The 21,777-nt window shown below is 40.0% G+C and carries 23 protein-coding genes; 6 read left to right on the top strand and 17 right to left on the bottom strand.

What is annotated here, in order from left to right; all coding sequences use genetic code 11:
• Window positions 1–7 precede the first annotated feature (7 nt).
• From E4661_RS12430 to E4661_RS12415, 4 genes are all read right to left on the bottom strand, one after another.
• On the bottom strand, window positions 8–1,339 hold the full coding sequence (locus E4661_RS12430) for a TolC family protein (RefSeq protein ID WP_136467774.1): 1,332 nt from the start codon (window positions 1,337–1,339) through the stop codon (window positions 8–10).
• Window positions 1,340–1,945: a TetR/AcrR family transcriptional regulator gene (locus E4661_RS12425; RefSeq protein ID WP_136467773.1), complete on the bottom strand. Its 606-nt coding sequence runs from the start codon at window positions 1,943–1,945 to the stop codon at window positions 1,340–1,342.
• Window positions 1,946–2,157: 212 nt separating this feature from the next.
• A complete protein-coding gene (locus E4661_RS12420) occupies window positions 2,158–2,592 on the bottom strand; it encodes a hypothetical protein (protein WP_136467772.1) in 435 nt (144 codons plus the stop codon).
• Between the two features lie 5 nt (window positions 2,593–2,597).
• Window positions 2,598–3,143: an RNA polymerase sigma factor gene (locus tag E4661_RS12415; protein ID WP_136467771.1), complete on the bottom strand. Its 546-nt coding sequence runs from the start codon at window positions 3,141–3,143 to the stop codon at window positions 2,598–2,600.
• 184 nt (window positions 3,144–3,327) lie between these two features.
• On the opposite strand from E4661_RS12415, the gene E4661_RS12410 reads away from it, so the two are divergent.
• On the top strand, window positions 3,328–4,311 hold the full coding sequence (locus E4661_RS12410) for a polyprenyl synthetase family protein (protein WP_136467770.1): 984 nt from the start codon (window positions 3,328–3,330) through the stop codon (window positions 4,309–4,311).
• 144 nt (window positions 4,312–4,455) lie between these two features.
• On the opposite strand, the gene E4661_RS12405 is transcribed toward E4661_RS12410, so the two are convergent.
• The 5 genes from E4661_RS12405 to E4661_RS12385 all read right to left on the bottom strand — a co-directional run bounded on the left by E4661_RS12405 (window position 4,456) and on the right by E4661_RS12385 (window position 10,499).
• A complete protein-coding gene (locus E4661_RS12405; RefSeq protein ID WP_136467769.1) occupies window positions 4,456–5,598 on the bottom strand; it encodes a lycopene cyclase family protein in 1,143 nt (380 codons plus the stop codon).
• Window positions 5,599–5,649: 51 nt separating this feature from the next.
• The gene (chrA, locus tag E4661_RS12400; RefSeq protein ID WP_136467768.1) at window positions 5,650–6,771 is read right to left on the bottom strand and encodes a chromate efflux transporter; all 1,122 of its coding nucleotides are present in this window, start codon (window positions 6,769–6,771) and stop codon (window positions 5,650–5,652) included.
• Window positions 6,772–7,057: 286 nt separating this feature from the next.
• Window positions 7,058–7,237 carry a SymE family type I addiction module toxin gene (locus tag E4661_RS12395; protein WP_136467889.1) on the bottom strand — a complete coding sequence of 60 codons (180 nt, stop codon included), beginning with the start codon at window positions 7,235–7,237 and terminating at the stop codon, window positions 7,058–7,060.
• A gap of 217 nt (window positions 7,238–7,454) precedes the next feature.
• A complete protein-coding gene (locus tag E4661_RS12390; protein ID WP_136467767.1) occupies window positions 7,455–8,159 on the bottom strand; it encodes a hypothetical protein in 705 nt (234 codons plus the stop codon).
• Window positions 8,160–8,225: 66 nt separating this feature from the next.
• Complete coding sequence (locus tag E4661_RS12385) at window positions 8,226–10,499, bottom strand: TonB-dependent receptor (RefSeq protein ID WP_136467766.1); 2,274 nt, start codon at window positions 10,497–10,499, stop codon at window positions 8,226–8,228.
• Window positions 10,500–10,678: 179 nt separating this feature from the next.
• Here E4661_RS12385 and E4661_RS12380 point away from each other — a divergent pair, with 179 nt between their 5' ends.
• Window positions 10,679–11,335: a metal-dependent transcriptional regulator gene (locus E4661_RS12380; protein ID WP_136467765.1), complete on the top strand. Its 657-nt coding sequence runs from the start codon at window positions 10,679–10,681 to the stop codon at window positions 11,333–11,335.
• Entirely contained in the window at window positions 11,335–12,156 is an 822-nt protein-coding gene (locus tag E4661_RS12375; RefSeq protein ID WP_136467764.1) for a ZIP family metal transporter, read from the top strand. Before E4661_RS12380 ends, E4661_RS12375 begins: the two co-directional genes overlap by 1 nt.
• 5 nt (window positions 12,157–12,161) lie before the next feature.
• Here E4661_RS12375 and E4661_RS12370 read toward each other — a convergent pair whose 3' ends face one another.
• The gene (locus E4661_RS12370; RefSeq protein WP_136467763.1) at window positions 12,162–12,716 is read right to left on the bottom strand and encodes a Crp/Fnr family transcriptional regulator; all 555 of its coding nucleotides are present in this window, start codon (window positions 12,714–12,716) and stop codon (window positions 12,162–12,164) included.
• Between the two features lie 65 nt (window positions 12,717–12,781).
• On the opposite strand from E4661_RS12370, the gene E4661_RS12365 reads away from it, so the two are divergent.
• Window positions 12,782–13,969, top strand: coding sequence for an MFS transporter (locus E4661_RS12365; protein ID WP_205728960.1), 1,188 nt, complete (start codon window positions 12,782–12,784; stop codon window positions 13,967–13,969).
• A 56-nt stretch (window positions 13,970–14,025) separates the two neighbouring features.
• Here the strand turns inward: E4661_RS12365 and E4661_RS12360 are convergent, their stop codons facing one another.
• The 7 genes from E4661_RS12360 to E4661_RS12330 all read right to left on the bottom strand — a co-directional run bounded on the left by E4661_RS12360 (window position 14,026) and on the right by E4661_RS12330 (window position 19,149).
• On the bottom strand, window positions 14,026–15,057 hold the full coding sequence (locus tag E4661_RS12360) for an alpha/beta hydrolase (protein ID WP_136467762.1): 1,032 nt from the start codon (window positions 15,055–15,057) through the stop codon (window positions 14,026–14,028).
• 5 nt (window positions 15,058–15,062) lie between these two features.
• Window positions 15,063–15,593, bottom strand: a complete 531-nt coding sequence (locus E4661_RS12355) for a nuclear transport factor 2 family protein (RefSeq protein ID WP_205728958.1) — start codon at window positions 15,591–15,593, stop codon at window positions 15,063–15,065.
• The gene (locus E4661_RS12350) at window positions 15,577–16,086 is read right to left on the bottom strand and encodes a nuclear transport factor 2 family protein (RefSeq protein WP_168796369.1); all 510 of its coding nucleotides are present in this window, start codon (window positions 16,084–16,086) and stop codon (window positions 15,577–15,579) included. The genes E4661_RS12355 and E4661_RS12350 overlap by 17 nt, the downstream gene beginning before the upstream one ends.
• Before the next feature lie 81 nt (window positions 16,087–16,167).
• Entirely contained in the window at window positions 16,168–17,085 is a 918-nt protein-coding gene (locus E4661_RS12345; RefSeq protein ID WP_205728957.1) for a helix-turn-helix domain-containing protein, read from the bottom strand.
• 67 nt (window positions 17,086–17,152) lie between these two features.
• Window positions 17,153–17,851 carry a DUF4386 domain-containing protein gene (locus E4661_RS12340; RefSeq protein ID WP_136467760.1) on the bottom strand — a complete coding sequence of 233 codons (699 nt, stop codon included), beginning with the start codon at window positions 17,849–17,851 and terminating at the stop codon, window positions 17,153–17,155.
• A 64-nt stretch (window positions 17,852–17,915) separates the two neighbouring features.
• Window positions 17,916–18,389: a hypothetical protein gene (locus E4661_RS12335; RefSeq protein ID WP_136467759.1), complete on the bottom strand. Its 474-nt coding sequence runs from the start codon at window positions 18,387–18,389 to the stop codon at window positions 17,916–17,918.
• Between the two features lies 1 nt (window position 18,390).
• The gene (locus E4661_RS12330) at window positions 18,391–19,149 is read right to left on the bottom strand and encodes an SDR family NAD(P)-dependent oxidoreductase (RefSeq protein WP_136467758.1); all 759 of its coding nucleotides are present in this window, start codon (window positions 19,147–19,149) and stop codon (window positions 18,391–18,393) included.
• Window positions 19,150–19,297: 148 nt separating this feature from the next.
• Between E4661_RS12330 and E4661_RS12325 the strand changes: the two genes are divergently transcribed.
• Both E4661_RS12325 and E4661_RS12320 read left to right on the top strand, forming a co-directional pair.
• Window positions 19,298–21,337, top strand: a complete 2,040-nt coding sequence (locus E4661_RS12325) for a S9 family peptidase (RefSeq protein WP_136467757.1) — start codon at window positions 19,298–19,300, stop codon at window positions 21,335–21,337.
• A complete protein-coding gene (locus E4661_RS12320; RefSeq protein ID WP_136467756.1) occupies window positions 21,330–21,764 on the top strand; it encodes a hypothetical protein in 435 nt (144 codons plus the stop codon). Before E4661_RS12325 ends, E4661_RS12320 begins: the two co-directional genes overlap by 8 nt.
• Window positions 21,765–21,777 lie beyond the last annotated feature (13 nt).

The following is a 21,777-nucleotide window of genomic DNA, read 5'->3' as shown; positions in this document are numbered from 1 at the left end:
ATTTAGATTATTGATTTAATATAATTTCCAATTCTGTTTTGTTGTTGATTACGTCCACCATAGATTGTAGATATTCTTGCTGGGTGGAATATAATTGGGTTTGGGCCTGTCTAAGCTCAAAACTGGTCGCTAAACCTTCAGAATATTTTATCTGATTCTTGTTTTCAATACGTTCAGCGAGCTCCAAATTCTGTTTGGAAGTACCGTATTCCTCAATGGCCAAAATGTACTCGCTTTTGGCGCTTTCCAGTTGTAATCGGATTTGCTCTTCTGCTTCCGTTAGCTGGGTTTTGGCCTTTTCCAAGGCAATTTTGGCGCGTTGTGTGCTTGCACTTCTGCCGAAGGAACTAAAAATAGGAACGTTTAAATTGAAACCTAACACGGATGAACCAAACCATTCTTGGCCACTGCTTAAAAAGTTGAAACGATCACTAAATGAAGATCCGCCATAGTTGACAAAGGCATTAAGTGTGGGTAATGCTCTACTCTTGGCCAATTTATGTTCAAAATAGCGTTGCTCTTCCAAGTTGATGGCCAATTTGTAGTCCACGTTGTTCTCAATATTGAATTGAGAATCAATCAGGCCAAAGTTTATCTGTTTTTGTGTGAGGTCATCCAAGCCCTCGGTCAAAACCGTAGCATTTTCGATGGGTAATCCCAATACAAGATTCAACATTTGAAGGGTTATTTTCTCGAGACGCTTGGCATTCTTGAGTTGATTTTCAACAGAAGACAGAGTGATTTGAAGCTGATCTACACTTTCTTCATCACCAAGTCCATTTTCAAAGATGCGCTTGGTCTCATATAGGTTCTTCTCAAGGGTAGCTTTATTGTTTTCTGAAATCAAAACGCTCTCTTGAGCCAAAAGCACATTGCCATAGGCTTCCACAACTGCTTTTCGAACTTCAAGGTCCGTTTTCTCCTTGTTGTTTTGGCTATAGCTTAAAAATGCTTTGGTGGCCTGAACCCCCACAATATAGGATCCATCGAAAATCTGTTGCTCCAAGGTGGCAGTTGCCGTTGCTGATTGTGGTTGTCCGAAAACTACTTCAACAAAAGTTCCAGGTTCTCCATCTGGGAAAAACTCAGCTGGAATCTGGCTTACAGGCTGCTTCAGCTGATTTTGATAATTGATAGCTCCTGAAATTTGAGGTAATCCGGTTGCAATGGTTTCCCACTTTTGCTTTTGGGCATCCACGATGTCCCTATTTGCATTAATAGCGCTATAATTATGTTCTAGCGCATGGGCTATGGCCTCGTCCAAACTAAAACTGTTTGAAGTTTGTGCCTGCATGTACAATGGCAGTGCCAAAAGCAGGCCAATGATGGTTGATCGCATTTATTCTTGATTTGAATTGATGATTGAGTTTAATATTTTTCGTCCCTTTGGAGTTACAATACCCCTCAGATGATATTCTAGATAGTAATCCATAAGTTGCGACATGGAGAAAATTTGAATCGGAAAAAGGCTATTGTCCTTTATGCTGATAACTCCTGAGAAATAAATCCGCCCCACAAATTCAACATTCAAATTTTCACGATATATGCCCATGTCCATTCCCCGTTTCACATTGTCAAAAACACATTCGTGCATTACCTCAAATTGTTTTTTCTTCAAGGTTTCATGTATTTTTGGATAGTATTTCTGCAATTGGTATTGGGGTGAGGATTTTTCGTCTTTTAGATGAAGCATGACAAACCTTTTTATTTCATATAGCTCCTCGATAGGGTTTTTCTGCAGCGCAATAATTTCGTCGATTCCATTTGAAATAAACCAGAACAATGCTATAGTGCTTTCCTCTACTAGTTTGGTCTTGTTTTCAAAATGGGAATAGATTGTTTTTTTCGAAATTCCCATTTCGTTGGCCAAATCATCCATCGTCACACTCTTGAAACCTAGGTTCAAAAACAGTTCAGTCGCCTTATGTAAAATCTTTTCTCGCATAATCGCCAGCAAAAATAATTCTGGAAACTTTAAAAACAAAAAAAGTTTCCAAAGTTTTACAATTATTTAACGATTGTGATTCAGTGATTATTCGCTGCTAATCAACACTATATTGACGAACGGGGGCAGGAGAATTGGACTGACCTGTTGTTTTAGGTTTTGAACTCCAAAAAAAAGCCCTTCGCCCGTAGTTTTCTATTCTTTGGAGCACATTAGTTCTCTTCTTCGGTGTCATTTGCTTTTTCAGTTTTAACTCGTTGTACATAGGAATCAAAGGCTGCCTTGCCTTCTTCTTTCCAATATTGATCATAGTAGGTCCAATCGGAACCCCCATTTTTCGGGTCGCAAAAACGATCCCATTTTTTGTGCTTTTTGTGTTTTTTGCTACCTGGTCCTGATGAATCACTTCCAAATCCAAAAATGATTTTTGCCAATAATAGCAAGCCAAAAGATTGCCAGTAGGTAAGGGTGGTCAATCCAAAAATATCGGGCATGAGCCAGTTCCATAACCACATAAACACAAACCCCATTAAAAATATAAAGAGGATGCCCATAACAATCATGAAAAATATCTTGAACCCTTTGGTTACATATTTCTTCACTTTTTTCTCCACTTTTCTTTCATAGTATAGATCACTTGGTTCCATATCTTTTAGTTTTTTATACTCTTATTTTTTTCTGTTTCTAAATATTCTGATAGCAGGGATAGCGCCCGATGCCTTCTTGACATTAGTGTACCGGGCGATATGCCTGTTTGTTCTGCAATTTCCCTATAGGAATAACCTTCAAAGTCTACTGCGATAATGATGTCTTGGTACGAAGACCTCAGACGTTTGATCGCATTTTTCAGGGCGTGCATCAATTCTTCCGGATACGAATTGTCTGCCTTCCCATAAAACAATTCAGCAAACTCGGCCCATTGTGTTTCCAAACCTTCACTTTCGTGGACACTTTCTTTTTTGGTGCGCATCACATCAATGATCTTGTTTCTTACCGAGTTGTAAACAAAACCGGCAATGTTGGTGATGGGAGATAAATCATCCGACCTAGAGAATATTCGTAAGGCTACGTCCTGGACAATATCCTCGGCATCGCGTTCGGTGGAATCATGCACTTTAGATTGTACATACCCCTTGAGCGACTGATATTCGTCGTTAAAAAAGGCCGTTAGATTATTATAATTCTCTTTGTTGGTCACCGTTTAAAAAAGACTGTTTGCTGTCTTCAACTATAAAGACGAAGGTTTTCAAATCTATTGCGTTTTTTTGGCAAACTTTTTTCTAATCTTGCTAAATTTTTGTTTTTAAGTATTGAAAATGAATGTGATAGGGATGTATTAATATTTGTCCGCTAAATTCATTAATTGCGCTTATTTTTGGTGCATGATGAATTCCGAGTCCGTGGACATATACCGATCCGCATTTATTTCCCACTTAGAAAATAAGGTGAAACTACAAGAACCTCAAAATCTATATGAGCCCATGGTTTATATTTTGGGTTTGGGAGGAAAGCGTTTGCGCCCTGTGCTTGCTTTAATGACCACCGATTTGTTTGGAGGAAACTATGAAGATGCTTTAGATGCGGCTTTGACGGTTGAGGTATTCCATAACTTTTCTTTGGTGCATGATGATATTATGGATGATGCGCCTTTACGGAGGGGAAAAACCACCGTACATGAAAAATGGGATATCAATACCGGAATTTTGTCCGGAGATGCTATGTTGATTAATTCCTATCAATATTTGGAGAGTTATCCTCCCGATGTGTTTAAGAAATTGACTTCACTTTTTAGCAAAACAGCCATTGAGGTTTGCGAAGGACAACAATTCGATGTGGATTTTGAATCACGCGATGATGTTACCATTCCCGAATACCTTAAAATGATTGAATACAAAACGGCAGTTTTGGTCGCAGCTGCCATGAAGATGGGAGCGATAATCGCAAACGCTTCGGAAGCCAACACCAATGCGATTTATGAGTTCGGCAAAAATTTGGGCATCGCTTTTCAATTGCAAGATGACTATTTGGATGCTTTCGGTGACCCTAAAACCTTTGGAAAACAAGTTGGTGGTGACATTATCGAAAACAAAAAAACCTTTCTCTACTTAAAAGCGTTGGAAGCCGCGCCCCAAGATCAGAAAGAAGGCCTTATGCATCTCTATTCCCTAAAACCTGAAGATTCTGAGGCTAAAGTAAGCACAGTGAAATCCATTTTTGAGAAAAGTGGTGCTGTGGAAAAGACCAAAGCTGAGATTGAAGCCTACACTCAAAAGGCATTTGATGCTTTGACGAACATTAATATGCCAGAATCCAATAAATTAGTGTTACGGCAATTTGGGGAATCCCTAATGGGACGAACTGTTTAGAAGTCACTTCGAGTGTCCCGAACGAATGCTGAGCGGAGTCGAAGCATGCTCGGGATGTATCGAGAAGCTTTTCAGTCAAAATTTACTTGTTTTCGATACGATTTTTTGCAAAAATCACTCAAACTGACGTAAATTTCTTCAACCTTAAAATATTCTACCAAAAAGTGCTTTTACAAAAGGAAGCTTTGGGCAGGCGCTGATAATTTGAAGATCTTCCCAAAGGGAAGTTTCCTCATCCAAGAATTTAAGAATCAATTGCGGCTTTCTTTTTTTGAACATAGCTTCAAATATGGAATGCCCTAAATGGTTATGCTTGTACAAAATGTCTAAGAGCAACAAATCATAAAACCAAAACTTTGTCCTTTTGTGGAATTTGGACAAGGGTTTCCCTTTTTTCAAATGAACAACCAAATCAGTAACCTTTTTGCTGGTGTTGTAAAACGTAAAACCAGTGCTGGGTTTGGCCCATCCTCCCGCAATACCAATATGCATGACTCTATCGGAATTGTGTTTGTGGAACTTGTAGCAGGTCATGGGAATGGTACCTTGCTCCACCTCCATGATTTCAAAGTTTGTATTCCCTAGTTTTTGTTCGATATAATCTCGGATTCCCGCTTCGTATTCTGATTTTTCAAGGAAATGTTCCGAGAATAAAGTGTATTCCAGAAGTGCCTCAGTTTCCGAAAAGGGAAGCACGTACATAAACCGGGTATTTTCTTTTTGTGGAATGGAAAAGTCCATAAAAGTGGCTTCTCCGGGTTTAAAAATTGGTTTTTCTGTTTTTATAAACCAACCTAAAAAGTGCTGTTGCAACAAGGGATATTTTTGCTGCTTTTGTATCGGTTCTGGATTGAAGCGACTGTCGAAAGCTATGCTTCCGGTGTGAAACCCGTTTTGGGCAGTGACCAAGACTTTGCTTCCATTTTCCTCCACCAAAACCACACGGTCCTTGACCCAAGTCACGTTGGGATGCTCCTTGATTCTGTTCACATAATGATTATACAAATCAATGCCCCGAAGCATTTTATATTGATAGGGAGCAATAGAGGAGGAACGATCCCACTTCTGCCCGGCAAAATGGATATTGGACCAACTTTTATGGAGCAAGGAGTCGAACTTTCCATTTTCTTTTTCCCAAAAACACCAAGTGCGATCGTTTTTGGTTTTGTTGTCTTGATCAATGATCAAAATAGAGCTGGATGAAAAATGATCATCACTGGTAAGGGCATCGGCCAACAAAAGACCCGCGGCCCCGGCACCTATAATGATATGATCAAAGTTGGACATATCTCAAAAATACGGAAAGGAAAATATTGGGAGACTGTATTGAAAAATCAATTAAATAAAAGTCAATAAATATCCCAGCAAAGCTCCCCCAAAAACGATAAAGGCGCTGTTCAGTTTTTTAAAAACAAAAACAACGATCAAACTGGCAATGGCAATGACGGTTGTTCTCCAATCGATCAAGGTGTCTTTTCCCATTTCTATGCAAACGGCTATGATAAGTGCTACCGCAGCTACATTGACGGCATCTAAAACTGAACCTATGATCTTTGATTTTCGCATTTTGGGAATCAAGGGATTTAATGCCAGTACAAAAAGAAAAGAAGGTAGAAAAATTCCAAGTGTTGCAACTAGTGCTCCCATTGCTCCGTTCATTTGCCAACCGATAAAAGTAGCAGTTGATAGTACAGGTCCGGGAGTTATTTGTCCGACCGCGACAGAATCAATTAGGGCTTGTCTGGTCAGCCAACCATTGGCGACCAACTCTGCATCTAAAAAAGCAAACAGTACATAACCGCTGCCATAAAGAATTGCCCCTACTTTTAAGAAGGTGAGAAATATTTTAAGGGTTCCTAATTTTGCAACTCCATCCATGGAGAAAAACAAAAAGGGAACAAAACTATTGACATTTCGCGAACTTTTTTTCGCGAAATAGAGTATTAAGCCCAATAAAGCTGTGCCAAAGAGTGCGGCAATTTCGTTTACTCCTAGCAAACATGCACCTAAGGCAATACTTCCCAAAATGGCAAGCTCGGTGGTTTTGACCGCTTTTTTACCCAATCGAAATGCGGCCATAACAATAATGGCAATCACGGCAGGCTTGATGCCATAAATAAAAGGTTCAACTTTTGGTAGTTGACCGTATTGTTCATAGAGCCATGCAAAAACGGCGGTAATAACAACTGCGGGAAAGATAAAGCAGATGCCCGCCACAAAAAGGCCCTTCCAACCGGCACGCTCGTGCCCACAATGCATGGTCATTTCAGTAGAGTTCGGGCCTGGGATAAGATTGGTGGCCCCCACCAGGTCAAGAAAATGCTCCTGGGTCATCCACTTTCGTTTTTTGACCACCTCGTCCTCCATCATGGCAACGTGTGCTGCAGGACCGCCAAATGCGATGCACCCTAATTTAAAGAACAGTTTTGCAACTTCCCTTAGCTCATTTTTTTGAGACATTTTGGATTAGGTTTTTGGTTGGATGAACTAATCTTGAATATGTGCCAAAAATAAGAAAAGGAAGGGAGTATGAGACAGTTTTCAATTTGACACGAATCCCACAGATTTTCACCAATTGAGTTTTAGGTGTCACAAAATGTGACACCTTGATGAAATTTGTCAGTTTGAGTGAATTTTCACGATTGTGATCAGTGAAAATTTGTATCGAAAACAAGAATTTCAACTTCAATATGGTTCTCGATACGATTTTTCGTACCTCAAAATCACTCGAACTGACGGGATGCCTTTAATCTTCTAGAATAAGCACCAAAACCCTATTTTCTTGAATGACCTTGACCGTTTTGCCCTGCTCAAAACCGAGTTCTTCCAACCAACGGCCCTCTAACCGGATTTCGGGAACAGTGGTATGATCCCATCTACGGCGACGGAATTTTCCATGGATCTTAAGTTTTCGGGGCTTTTTCAAGGACAAATATTCGTTGGAACGAATATAGGATGGAATTTTTTTACTCGTGTTCGGTATAGTGAACAACCGAAAGCGAATTATGTTAAAGTTGGGCTTTTAGCTAAAGAATTATAAGAAAATTGGAGTGGAAGCAGAACTTTTGATAGGTTGGGGATAATCCTTTTCAGAGTTTTTGGCTTTCAGCGAATGACGGATTTAAATGGCTTGTAAGTGGGTTTTATTTGTACATTATATTTTCCAATTCGTTTTTCTGTCCATTGTATATGTCAAAAAAGGCAGTGGGGTTATTTGAAATCAGCTTAACCCTTTCTTGATGGTCGTGATTCAATCGATATATTTTTCCTTTTTTATCCGTTGCGATATAATTTCCATCTTCCATATCTAAAATTGTGTAGAAGAATTTTTCTTCAAATTCAATTTCGAAAGTGTATTCCAATTCCAAAAGCTCAATTTGTTCTTTGGTTAGAGATTTCAGTATTTTTTCCGCTATTTTTTTATCTGGGTTTTCCCCAATAGGAAGGTCTTCAATTTTTATAGATTCTTTTCCAACTTTATTTAAATCGAAATTTCTATGAAATTTAGTTGGATTTTCAACATCGATTCCTTGAATAATGTTATTTGAAAAGCGTAAGCGTATTTGTTGAAAATCATTGCTTTTCTTGTTCCAAACAGTGATGCCATCAATAAAAAAATGTGAGCGATGATTCCGCATGGCAGTTTCATATGCCACATTACTAACATACCGATGAAGTAAAGTTATTCCTGATGGAATTCCGTTGCTATAATGTGTAGAGATGGTATCCAACTCGATAAGTTTCGATACTTCATAAATGTTTGGAAAATCCTTTTTAAGGATATGTACAACATTGTTTTCAAACTTTTTTATGTGTTTAACTTTTGTATGTCGTTTGAAGATGTTCATGCTAATATTACCTAACGGTGGTTAATAGTAATTTAGTAATAGAATTAAGATAACAAAGTAGAAAGTCTAAAAAACCGTATACCTCAACCCAAAGAAGGCTCTAATCCCTTGGTTGGGGCCATATACATAGCTAGGATCAAAAGTAAGGGCATAAGGATTGTCGGCGGTGGCAACTGCATTGCCTTGTGCATCAAACTGTACATTCCTATCAAAAGGATCATTGGCCCGGGCAATGATAAATGGGTTGCCGCGGTTCGGGGTCCAATCCAACAGATTTTTAACACCACCATAAAACTCAAATTTGTCCAACCCTTTATAGGTAAATTGTATGTTCTGGATGCTCCACGTAGGAGATTTGGGTGACCTTGGGTCCAAATCACCCAACAAGGGCAATCGCATGGGGCCGTATAGGTTTCCGGTATAGTCCACGGTCAAATCCAAATTCCGAAAGGTGTAGGAGACATTCCAGGTCCCGGTAAAGCTCTCGGTCAAAATCTGGCGTTCGGTCACACCGTCTTCGGTATTGCTCACATCTTGCCAAGTAGCGCCTACCAAAAATTTAAGTCCATTCGGTAATACCAAATCAATATTGGCACTGACCCCTTGCGAAACGGATTTACCGTCCAAGTTATCATAGATAATCTGGTTGGGATTGGTGTCATAATCCGGCAAAATAATATTGGAGAAATGAGTATAAAAGGCTGATGCATCAATGCCTACAAAAGTGCCATTATCTCCATAAATCTTTTTTAAGTAGTTAAGGTTGACATTTATGGAACGTTCGGGTTTCAATGCTTCAGCAATTATGACATCCCGAGAACCTGTTAGCGCAGCATGATCTTCGGTAAAAAGGTTTACCACCCGAAATCCTGTTCCAGCATTGACCCTGAAAATGTCGTTGTCAGAAATTTTCCATTTATAAGCCGCTCTTGGAGTGAAGATATTGCCATGTCGTTGATCATAATCGTAACGCAGCCCTCCTAAAATGGAATGCTTTTCTGCCAACTTGAGCTCGTCCTGAACAAATACACTGGGAATCCAAACTTCATCGGAAGTTACCGTAGCGGGTGTATTATCATCATAATAATTGTATCGAACAGCACTTCCAAATAGTAAATCGTGATTTCCAACGGTTTTATCCCAGGTCATCTGTGCAAAACCAATACGCTGGTCGGCCAAATAAGGAGTGTCACCATAAACCGAATTCTGATTATGGTCGTTATAGGATACCGATAGCATCACTTTTTCGTCAATGGGCAACTGATATTTCCCCAAAACCTCCCATCTGCGGGTATAGATGCTTTCCCCATAGATTTCATCACCTCCTCGAAACTCTGGAGTCCATTGTAGTTCACCTCCCCATCGATCTTCATAAAAGAACCTCCCGGCGATGGAGAATAATTTGGAATCCTTTCGCTTAAAATTCCATTTTTGGAACACGGAGATTCTATCTTGAAGCGTAAGATCGGTAAAGTTATCGCCATTGTTGTCAATGACTTGGTCGTAATTAAAATAGTTGACCCCAAGGAGTAGGTCGGTTTTTTTGCCCACTTCAATTTTGGAACCTACATCCAGGTTGTACTCACCCCAACCCGTTACATAGGCATCAGCAAAAAATTCTGGGGCATTGGGTGCATGTTTGGTAATAATATTGATCAAGCCGCCAACTGCTTCGCTACCATACAAAGTAGAGGCAGGGCCTTTTACGATTTCAATCTGTTCTATGAGAGAATTGGGAATTCCTGACAACCCATATACCGTCCCAAGTCCACTGACAATGGGCATTCCATCAATTAAAACCAAAGTATATGGCCCTTCTAATCCATTAATATGGATATCTCCCGTATTACAAACGTTACAGTTGATCTGGGGGCGTACACCATTGACGTTCTGAAGCGCCTCAAAAATATTTGGGGTCGGATTCTTTTTCAGGAAAGTCGGTTTATACACTTCAACAGGGACAGCACTTTCCAATCGGCTTACGGCTTTTAGTGTTCCGGTAACCACTGTTTCTTCCAAACTTTCAGCGGAAGCTTCTAGTTCGATGTCAATGGTTTTTACCTCTCCCTTTCCAATTAAAATAGAGGTTCTGAAGGAAATATAACCTATAGAAGAAGCGATGAGGGCGTACTCCCCAGGCTCAATATTGGTAAGCTCGTAATATCCGTCAGCATTGGATGCCGTTCCCACTTGGGTACCCTTTAAAAGTACATTGGCAAAGGCAACGGGTTGCCCATTTTCGGTCACCCTACCTTTTAATGTAGCATTTTGTCCAAATCCGAAGGTACTTAAGCCTAGGACGAATACTAAAAATACAAGATGACCAAATCTATTTTTCAATTTCAGTAAATTTAAATTTAGACAAAACTAAAAATTTGTTTTTATAAATAAAAATGTATTTTTGGAAAAATTAAATTTATGGTCAGTTCGAGCGCAGTCGAGAACTACAAAAGATAATGACCTCTCGCTCGCTCCTTCGACATGCTCAGGATGACTTCGAGGTGACATTTTAATAAGCTATGACCCGATCAGAGGAGAATTACATAAAAACCATCTTTCATTTGGGCGGAAGCAATTCTATCACAGTTGCTACCAATGCCATTGCCGAACAGATGGAAACCAAACCTTCTTCGGTTACCGATATGGCCCGGAAGTTGGCCGAAAAAGGATTGGTACATTATAAAAAGTACCAAGGCGTTTCCTTGACGGATATCGGGGTGAAAACTGCACTTTCAATTATCCGAAAGCATCGTCTTTGGGAAGTTTTTTTGGTCAAGAAACTTGATTTTTCTTGGGATGAGGTACACGAGGTGGCTGAGCAATTGGAGCATATCAAAAGTGAAAAGCTCATTGATAAGATTGACGAATTGCTCGATTTTCCCAAATATGACCCCCATGGCGATCCCATTCCCAGCAAGGATGGAAAATTTATGGAGCGGGACAAGCAATTGTTGAGCGAGGTCGATATTAATACCAAAGGGGTTTGTGTTGGGGTGAAGGATACTTCATCGACCTTTTTGAAATTTCTCGACAAAAACGGTATTGCCTTGGGAAAAACCATTGAAATTCTTGAAAAGGAAGAGTTTGATCAATCGCTCCATATTCAAATGGACGAGAAACAACTTCATATCTCACACCAAATAGCATCTAATCTTTACGTAAAACTGAACGATTAATGGAAGAAATAATCCAATATTTTGAAAGCATAGACCCAATCTTAGCAGCATTTTATGCCACGCTTTTTACTTGGGGCTTAACCGCTGCTGGAGCAGCTTTGGTCTTTTTCTTTAAGGGAATGAACCGGGCAGTTTTAGATGGCATGTTAGGCTTTACAGGTGGAGTGATGGTGGCTGCCAGTTTTTGGAGTTTATTGGCACCTGGAATTGAAATGAGCGAAGGCGAAGGTTTTGTGAAAGTGATTCCAGCCGCGGTTGGGTTTCTTTTAGGAGCCGCTTTTATCTTCGGACTGGATAAAGTATTGCCCCATTTGCATATCAATTTTAAGGAAAGCGAAGCTGAAGGAGTAAAGACACCTTGGCACAGAACCACTTTATTGACTCTCGCTATTACGTTGCACAACATTCCGGAGGGATTGGCCGTAGGAGTACTTTTTGGAGGCGTGGCCGCTGGTTTTGATGGGGCGACCATCGGTGGTGCCGTTGCATTGGCATTGGGAATTGGGCTTCAAAACTTTCCAGAAGGATTTGCCGTAGCTATGCCATTGCGTAGACAGGGTCTGAGTAGAAAAAAAAGCTTTATGTACGGACAGGCTTCGGCCATGGTAGAACCCATTGCAGCCGTTTTGGGGGCTTGGGCCGTGCTCACTTTTGAACCTATTTTACCCTATGCGCTTTCTTTCGCGGCCGGAGCCATGATTTTTGTGGTGGTGGAAGAGGTGATTCCAGAAACTCAGAGAGACAAATACACTGACATTGCCACCATGGGCTTTATCGGTGGATTTATCATTATGATGATGTTGGATGTGGGTCTTGGGTAACCCAACTAATTTTTCAAAACCCGATTCAAGCTTCTCACCGTGATGCCGAGGTAGTTGGCAATATCGGTCTTTGAAATTTTTTCCAATAGATCTGGAAAGTCATCTGTCAATCTTTTTAGATTCAATTTCAAGGAATGCGATTGATTGTACGAATGTCTCACTGCCGTATACCTAATTTTGGAAGCCATCATTTTAAACAAAAGACTATTAAAAGCAGCATCTTTTTTGACAAGTTCTTCTAAATCGGTCTTGGAAATCTTAAAATAGGAAATCGGGGTAAGGGCCTCAACCGTGCAAAAACTAAATTCCCCAGTAAAGATTTCAATCTCACCAAAAGGCTCGCCCTCTCCAAAAAACTCTTGTATAAAATAAGTGCCAGTATCAATGGTATGATAACATTTGACCATTCCAGTTTTAATAATGTATAGTGCAAAGACCTTGGTTTTTTGCACAATGATCTTTTCTCCAGCTTGAGCTTCCCCCTCCACAATCATGGGATAATCTCCGGAGCAATGCAACCGGGTGATATAATTCAGTAGTTCGGTATTGATGCGTATCATTTTTTGAAGGTTGGGACAAATGTCCTTTTCAAATTCAAAAAGGGGCTATTTCTTTGGTGTCAAATATGAACCTACAAGATAGCATTACCAGACCAAATAAAGTACACCCGATCTACAATCTTAGATTTGGATTATTGTGTTTGAGTTCTCTGCTCTTCTCTAGCAGTTATAATATGCTTATTCCTGAATTGCCAGGGTATCTTTCTGGGCTAGGCGGTTCTAAATACATTGGCCTTATCATTGCTTTATTTACATTGACTGCAGGGCTTTCTCGCCCCTTTAGTGGGGTGCTAACGGATAAGATAGGACGTAAACCCGTCATGATTTTTGGCGCATTGGTCTGTGTAGTTTGTGGATTTCTATATCCAGTTTTGACTACTGTTGCCGGTTTTTTGTTCTTGCGGTTAGTTCACGGATTTTCCACAGGTTTTACGCCAACTGCTATTGCAGCTTATGTTGCCGATATAGTTCCCGCCCAGCGTTGGGGCGAAGCTTTTGGCATTCAAGGCGTATTTTTTACATGTGGTTTGGCGCTAGGTCCCGCTATTGGTAGCACTATCAAACTTCATTATTCATATGATGTGCTGTTTCACAGTTCATCTGTCATGGCATTGATATCTATTTTATTGATTTATAAACTTCGAGAGACTTTAGATAATGTAAAGTCATTCACCTTCTCAATGCTCAAAATTTCAAGTAAGGATATCATTTCATTGAAAGTGATGACACCCGCGATCATTACTTTCTTATCCTATTTTGCGTTTGGAATGGTGTTGACATTGATTCCGGATTGGAGTGACTATCTGGGTATACGGAATAAGGGAAGTTTTTTTATGGTATTCACCATTGCTTCATTGACCATTCGTTTTTTGGCAGGGAAAGTCTCGGATAGAATAGGACGTAAAGTGGTCACCATGATAGGACTTATTTTGCTGTGTTTCGCCCTGCTAATTATGGCATTTTTTCAAACAACTAATGGATTGTTGTTCGCCGCTGCTATATATGGACTTTCTATGGGAGTTCTTTCTCCAGCATTGAACGCATGGACCGTGGATTTGAGTCCCGAAGAACAGCGAGGAAAAGGTATTGCGACCATGTTTATTGCTCTTGAAGCGGGCATAGGGTTGGGAGCCCTTTTATCGGGATGGTACTATCAAGACCAGTATCAAAACATTCCTGTTACAATGTATGCTTGTACTGTGCTAGCTTTGGTAGGATTAGGTTTTTTATGGTTTAAAAAGAATAGGAAATAGATATCCGCGCTTCAGCTTGAGACCAAAACACGGATACTAATCTCGGTTAACCCTTGCTATTTCAATTTTTCATTAAAGAATTTCCCAACGGCATTTACGGCAAGGGAAACTTCTTCCTCTTGGTCATAGAAAGAAAATTGGTGCGTGGGCGAAGGCAGTTCCGTATCTACCCAAAGCAATTCCTTATCCTCCGAAGGGATGGCCTCGTAAAATTTTCGGGTATAATCAGGCAAAACACTACCATCACTATGAACCATAAAAACAGGCTTGTTCAATTTTGCAGCAGCAGGAAATGGGTCAAGGGTCAACCAATCTTCCCAAGTAGCAACGGCAAATTGGTCTGCATTCCATTCGGGGATAGCTCCGCGCTCAGGATTTAAATAGTAATCAAACTCCCCGAACATGGCAGCACTTTCATCAGTGGTGGAAATTGCGGGTATATATTCGATTTCCCCAGTTTCGGCAAAACGCTTTTTGGCATTTTGTGCAGCAGTTATTCTTTGTTGAACTCCTTCTTCGCCACCATAGAACAGTTTAACGGCCTCTCCATCATGCAACCATGAAGCAACGGTAGCCACAGCTTTAATATCAGCATCTTCCGCCGATGCCATCAAGGTGTACATAGAACCTGCGCACACTCCAAATGCTCCAATATGATCGCTGTCCACTTCAGGTAATGTTTTTAGGAAGGCAACTGCGTTCTCAATGTCCTTGATTTTTAAAGTAGGACTTTCATAAACTCGAGGGAGACCTTCACTCTCGCCGAAATTTCGAAAATCAAAAGCTAAAGTGATCAAACCTTTTTCAGCAAGTCTTTCGGCATATAGCCCTGCCATTTGCTCTTTTACGGTGGTCCAGCTTCCAGAAACGACAACTGCGGGATGGGTGGAACCTTCTTTATAATTATTGGGATAGTAAAGGTTTCCCACTAAATTCAATCCTTCACTTTTAAAATTTACTTTTTTCATCTGTTCTTGATTTGACGTTTCTATTTGTTCTTTCGAATTTTCCGATTTGACTTCTTTTTTGTTTCTGTTGCAGCCTAACAAGCATGTTGCCGCAACTAAGGTTAAAATGTACGTTTTCATGTTTTTTATTTTATTTGGTCCAATAATCCAAAACCACGAGCGGCTACAATGGGATTAAAAATTTCTACGTATTCAATGATTTCTCCTGAACCATTAAACTTAAAGGTGGAGTAATAATCGTTGCTGTAAACACCGGCATCATTCTTCAGTTTGATATCGCCTTTGTATTTTGCGAATACGATGTTCGGGTCTTCCATGGCGTAAAGGTCCTCTATTGGAAATTCCATACCATCGAAGTTTGGAAAAACAGGAGTCCAGTAGGTACGGATTCCATCTTTTCCTTTGGCTCCTTTAGGAAACAAATCGGAATGGTATGGGTTGATGTGTTCGGCATCTTTTGCAAAAAGATTTACCAAGCTGTTGACATCTTCATTTTCCAGGGCTTTAAAGAACTTTTTAACGGTCTCTTTGTTCTGGGTTGCAATCTGTATGTCCATAGTTGTTGTGTTGTTATTTGGTGACTTGGAATTGCATGAGAGCAACACAAGTCCCAAAATGATTACTGATAGTCCTGTTAGCTTATTTTTTATTGACATTTTCTATAGCTTTTTGAATTAATCCACCATTACCATCTTGAAACTTGTAGTTAAAGGTCATAGAGGTGATTTTCCAGTCGCCTCCGGTTTTTATCAAATCGAAATCATAAGAACCGATAACGGTCCAAACATTTCCGTTTTCATCCTCTAGAAAATGCGAGGCGGTACCATATACAAATACATGGGCTTTGTCATTTTCTATCGCTGTTATAAAATTTCCAAGTTGATGATGGGTGTGGGTGAAACCGGGTAAAACCGTTTTCCAACCCGATGTGATTTCACTTGGTGAAACTTCTGCGGCTGGGTTTCCTGTCATGGATGAGTAATCTAGATTTACCTTGTCAGTGAATTGTTCCTCGACCAATGACCAATCTTGTTGGTCAGTCGCAACAAACAATTTTGTTACAGCAGTTTGTACATGGGATTGTTCCATTTCTTGAGCGTTTAGGGTTAAACAAATTGTGAATGCAAAAAGGGATATCAACTTTTTCATGGGTTGTAAATTTTGAACAGTACAAATGTCCAAAGCACCCATAGGAATGGATTTATAAAATCAAAGCAAGAACTCTAAAAATCAAAGAATCGCTTCCTTTCTGAAGGAATTTGGTGTTTTTCCAGTGTATTTTTTAAAAAAACTGCTGAAGTTGTTCGGAGAATCAAAATGTAGGGAATAGGCAATTTCCTTGACACTCATATCGGTTTGGAGCAATCGGGATTTGGCCAATCGAAGTAAATGTTCGTGAACATGTTGCTTTGCCGTATGTTGTGTAATGCTCTTGACAATAGTGTTCAAATGGTTGGGATGGATGCCCAGTTGATTGGCATAGTAGCTTGGGGAATGTGTTTTACCTTTTCCCAATGGTGCATCGGAACGAAGCTGGGTCTCAATAAGTGTTTGAAATCTTGACAGTAGCTTAACATCCGTTTTCCGAATGGCTTTTGAGGCTTCGTTGGAATCGACCTTTAAGTTAAAATATCGTTTTACATAATTCAACAAAAGCAGTACCTGAGCTTCCAGCATTAGGAGGCTATCCGCTTTTTCATTCTGAAGTTCCTCGTAGATATTCTGGAACACACTAAGTATTGGCAATGCTTCTTTGGCATCTACCGCAAATGGAATGGCTTTGTCAATTTTGAGGAACGAGAATTCATCCAATAAGTGCAACAAGTGTTTGGACTTAGCTATAAAATCTTTGGTGAAAATGATATAATAGCCTTCCCAATCCGGTGCTATATCCCATGAGATGATTTGGAACGGGGAATTAAAAAAAACGGTGGATCCTTCCAAGCTTTCATGATGTCCCGAAATGGCTTTGCCGCTTCCTTCCAACTTTAGGGCAATAGCATAAAATTCATGTTTGAAAGGAGGCATTTTATGAACTACCGACGGCATGTTTTCTTGAAAACTTCGAATATCAAAATCATCCCGTTTTGGAGGCGGAATATTAATGGCCTTGCAGTAGTCTTGCAATGTGGAATACTGGGATATCACCTAGAGGAAAAATTACTCTCTATGAAAGTAAAGTTTTAAAATTAAATATCCCAAATACGAATACCGCTTATTCAGCAGTCGATTTTTTCAGCTTGATTCCCATAATCAGTAACCAAAGACAGGTTCCAATTTCACCGATGCTAGCAGGGATGGTTAAATAGTCTGCTATCCCGAGACTGCCAAAATCGGAGCATACGATGCGACCTACAAAATCCAGAAAATATCCAATACTACCTACCATTAAGAAAATGCCCAGAAGCTTAGGTAAAAATCCAGATTTAAAAACGAGATATCCGAATGGGAATAGCCACAGTCCCCAAAAGGTTTGAGCTATCAAGTTGCCCGAATTATACGATTCTAAGGCTAACATTACCTGGGCCTGAATCTGATTTGGAGTATACGCTTTTAGATATTCAGCCCCGCTGAGCAGGGAAAGAATATCCAATTTATGCACCATATTACCAAATGAGATAGGAACACTCGCCACTGCCAACACCACCATTGTTATGGCGACAATTTTATTTGTTTTTTTAAATAATTGGTAGAGTACTAAAGGTAATAGAAGGAAGAAAAGGTAACAGAGGAGACCGCTTAAAATTTCTAAACGAAATAGACCTTCCGAAGCTTTAATGTTTTCAACTGTTATTGAAGGATTATCCCAAACAATAAGCTTTGAGGGGACATATAACAAACTAAATATTCCTGTGATTACTACTAAAAAATAAAGGAGACCGGCCAGGCGTGCGGTTTTGTTATTTACTTCCATTTTTCGATTGATGAAGGTTCTTTACTAAAAAAGACGCTTTTGAGGTGCTTTAGGTTGCCTGTTGCTATTTTAAACTTTCTAGAATTTGCCCAAAATCGTACTGTAAATCCTCATGCAATGCACTAATTTTCTTTTCGATAAAGACCAATTGCCTATCGTACAAATTGCTTAATGCTACATTGCGTTTTATTGAGGGTCTAAAATCCTTCAGTTTTTGGCAGAAATACAACAAAAGCTCCACTTCGGTTTCCTTGTTACCGGAATAGCGGATATATTTTTTAATATTGCGCAAAATTTTTCGGACACTTTTTTTAATGTAGAAGAAACTGTTGGTATTGATTTCAGTAAACTGCTCATCAATTTCAGATTTAACACTTTCAATAAAACCAGCTTCATGATCTGCTTCAAAAAGTAGGTACGTTAGGAGTTCCTTGTTTTCTTTTTTAAACCTGGCCAAACGCAAACAAAGTGATAAAAGCTCATCTGGGTTACGGTGTTGTAGCTCCTTTTTAAGTTGAGCAATGGTGGAGGCTTTCATATTAACTTCTTAGATATGAGGCGCCATTGACATCAATTATGGTTCCCGATGAATATTTAGCACCTTCGGAAGCCAAAAACAAGATAGCATGGGCGACTTCCTCAGGTTGCGCCATGCGCTGAAAAGGAGATTCCCGTAGCAGATTTTCACGCTCCTTGGGTGTCAAAGTCACGGCTGCCATTTCCGTTTCGGTAAAGCCTGGTGCAACGACTCCAACATAAACGTTGTGTGGAGCTAGTTTTTTAGCAAGGGATTGACTCATGGCGTTCAATGCAGCTTTGCTAGCTCCATATGCCGGCTTGGTCGGTTCTCCTCGGAATGCACCCCTTGATGATACATTGACAATATGGCCTCCACCCGATTCCATCATGGCTTGTGCAGCACAATAGCACATATTGGCTGCGGCAAATAGATTGGTCTTAAACGTATTTTCCCAGGCATGGGTCCAATGGTCAAAATCTACCTCGTCAATGTCATGAAAAATGGAAATTCCCGCATTGTTCACCAAAATATCCAAAGAGCCAAAAGTTGAAACAAATTCATTGATGAGAGCTTGGCAGTTTTCTTTTTGACTGATATCTTTTTGAAAAAGGTGATGGCCCTCACCAGGTAATTCGGATAAGGTCTTTTCTGCTTCCTCCAAATTACTTCGAAAATTGACGCCGATTTTAGCTCCTTTTTTGGCAAATGCAATTGCCGTGGCCTTGCCAATTCCACGGGAGGCGCCTGTTATCAATACATTTTTATTCTTGAACTCCATTCGGGTACTTTTATCGCTATCAAAGATAGCACGTACATTACGGTTTTGTATTTCTATTATTGGATAATTGAAATGTGGAATTACACCCGTAATTTTATTTCTAAGGATTTTCCTTTTGCTTACCTTTAAAACTACAAATTTCAAAACTATGCGGAGACTCTTTCTTTTCGTTCTAGCAGCTAGTGCCCTACAGTTTTCAGCAGCACAAAAGCAAAATTTTTCTTATCTCGATGTATTTGGACTTCAGTATGTGTCTGACCCACAGATTTCTCCAAATGGAGAATGGGTGGTATATAGAAGAATGGGCTTTGATATCATGAAAGATCGTTCCGTTGGAAATTTATGGATGATTAGAACGGATGGAAGCCAGCATCAAAAACTAACATTACGGGAGGTAAGCGAAAGTAGTCCAGTATGGTCACCAACTGGTAATCGAATCGCGTTTGCAAGCAGCACTGATGAAGGTTCCGAAATATATATGTACTGGGTTGATTCTGGAAAAGTGGCTCGATTGACCCAATTACCGTTTAGCCCAAGTTCATTGACTTGGTCCCCTGACGGAAAAACATTGGCCTTTTCCATGAATGTTCCCAAAGCTCCTCCGGTTATCGCCAAAATGCCTAAAAAGCCTAAGGGAGCCAAATGGGCCGAAACACCACGGATTACGGATAGGGTTTACCATGAGGCCGACGGGAGGGGATATATAAAACCTGGTTTCAACCATATTTTTACCATTCCGGCAGATGGTGGGGCGCCACGGCAAATCACTTCTGGGGATTGGCACCATAGAGGTACGATTTCTTGGGCCATGGATGGAAGCAAAATCTATTTTTCAGCAAATAGGGTTGAAGATTGGGAGTACCGTTTCCGAAATAGCGAAATCTATTCGGTCAATGTTGAAAATGGCGAAATAAAGGCCTTGACCAATAGAAACGGACCGGATTACAGTCCTAAAGTATCACCAAATGGAAAGTATATCGCCTATTTGGGATATGAAGATAAAGTGCAGGCCTTTCAAACCAGAAAAGTGCATATCATGAACATGGATGGAAGTGGCAAAAGAGTCATTTCTGAAGCACTGGACCGTACCATTTCCGATATCCAGTGGAATGCAAAAAGCGATGGTGTTTACATTCAATACGACGACAAAGGAAATGGAAAGATTGGACAGATTTCGCTTTCTGGGACTGTTACAAAATTACTTGATAATCAAGGAGGTACTACTTTGGGTAGGCCATATGCAAGCGGATCGTTCAGTGTTTCTAAAAATGGGACTATTGCCTATACGCAATCTCGACCCAGCTATCCGTCCGAATTAGCCATTCTTAAACCAAAGGCCAAAAACCCAATAAAGATTACCAATCTGAATGGGGCTCTACTTGATTATCGAGAATTGGGGAGAGTAGAAGAGATTTGGTACAAATCATCTGTGGATGGCCGTGACATACAAGGTTGGGTAGTGTATCCTCCAAATTATGATGCTTCTAAAAAATATCCTTTTATGGTGGAAAACCATGGAGGTCCTATCTTGAATTATGGTGACCGATTTTCCACCGAAATGCAGCTCTACGCGGCTGCTGGATATATCGTTTTTTATCCGAATCCCAGAGGAAGTACCAGTTACGGGGAAGAATTTGGGAATTTGCTTTACAACAATTACCCAGGAGAAGATTATAACGATGTGATGGATGGGGTGGATTACTGCATTAAAAAGGGGATTGCTCATGAAGATCAACTGTTCGTGACTGGCGGAAGCGCAGGAGGTATTATGTCTGCTTGGATGATTGGAAAAAACAACAGATTTGAGGCAGCGGTAGTTGCAAAACCTGTAATGAACTGGATCAATAAAACCTTAGTTGCTGATAATTATTTTTACTACTTCAATCATCGGTACCCGGGACAACCTTGGGAAAATTTTGAAGGGTATTGGAAATTTTCTCCCATTTCACTCGTTGGTAATATACAGACCCCAACGATGGTCATGGTTGGCATGAACGATTTGCGTACCCCGCCAAGTGAGGCCAAACAACTATACCATGCCTTAAAACTGCGCAAAATTGAGACGGTATTGGTTGAAATCCCAAGTGCAAGCCATGGGATAGCAGGTAAGCCCAGTAATTTGATTACCAAAATTGCACATACAGTAGCTTGGTTCGATAAGTTTAGAACGGATAAGGAAAATGAATAAGAAGAAAAGACATTGGTTATGCAACGTACTTATTGTGCTAACCCTTTTCATATGTATTTTCGCTTTTGTTATACACTACAAAAACTGGCACAAAATTGAAGAAGGAGAGTTAAAGATTCTATCTGGAATTTACTATCAAAGAATCTCTATTTCAGAAATTGACAGCATTAAATTTGTTGATAAGCTGCCCGAAATGGAGCGTTCGAACGGTTTTTCATGGGAAGCGAAGGAAAAAGGGATTTTCAAAGATTCTTTGACCCAAACCAAGGTTTATGTTTTTGTGGATGACTTAAGGCAGCAAAAAATACGCTTGGTGCATGGCGATTCCCTTAAAGTGTTCATTAATTTTAAGGATAGTTTGGAAACCCAAAAAGTGTATGAGGTTTTAAAAGAAGAATTGTTGGCTAAGCTCAAAAACCCAAACTAGTTTTGACGTCGTA

It is taken from the genome of Flagellimonas onchidii (assembly GCF_004804315.1).
Lineage (GTDB): Bacteria > Bacteroidota > Bacteroidia > Flavobacteriales > Flavobacteriaceae > Flagellimonas > Flagellimonas onchidii.
This window is presented reverse-complemented; position numbering and strand designations above follow the sequence as displayed.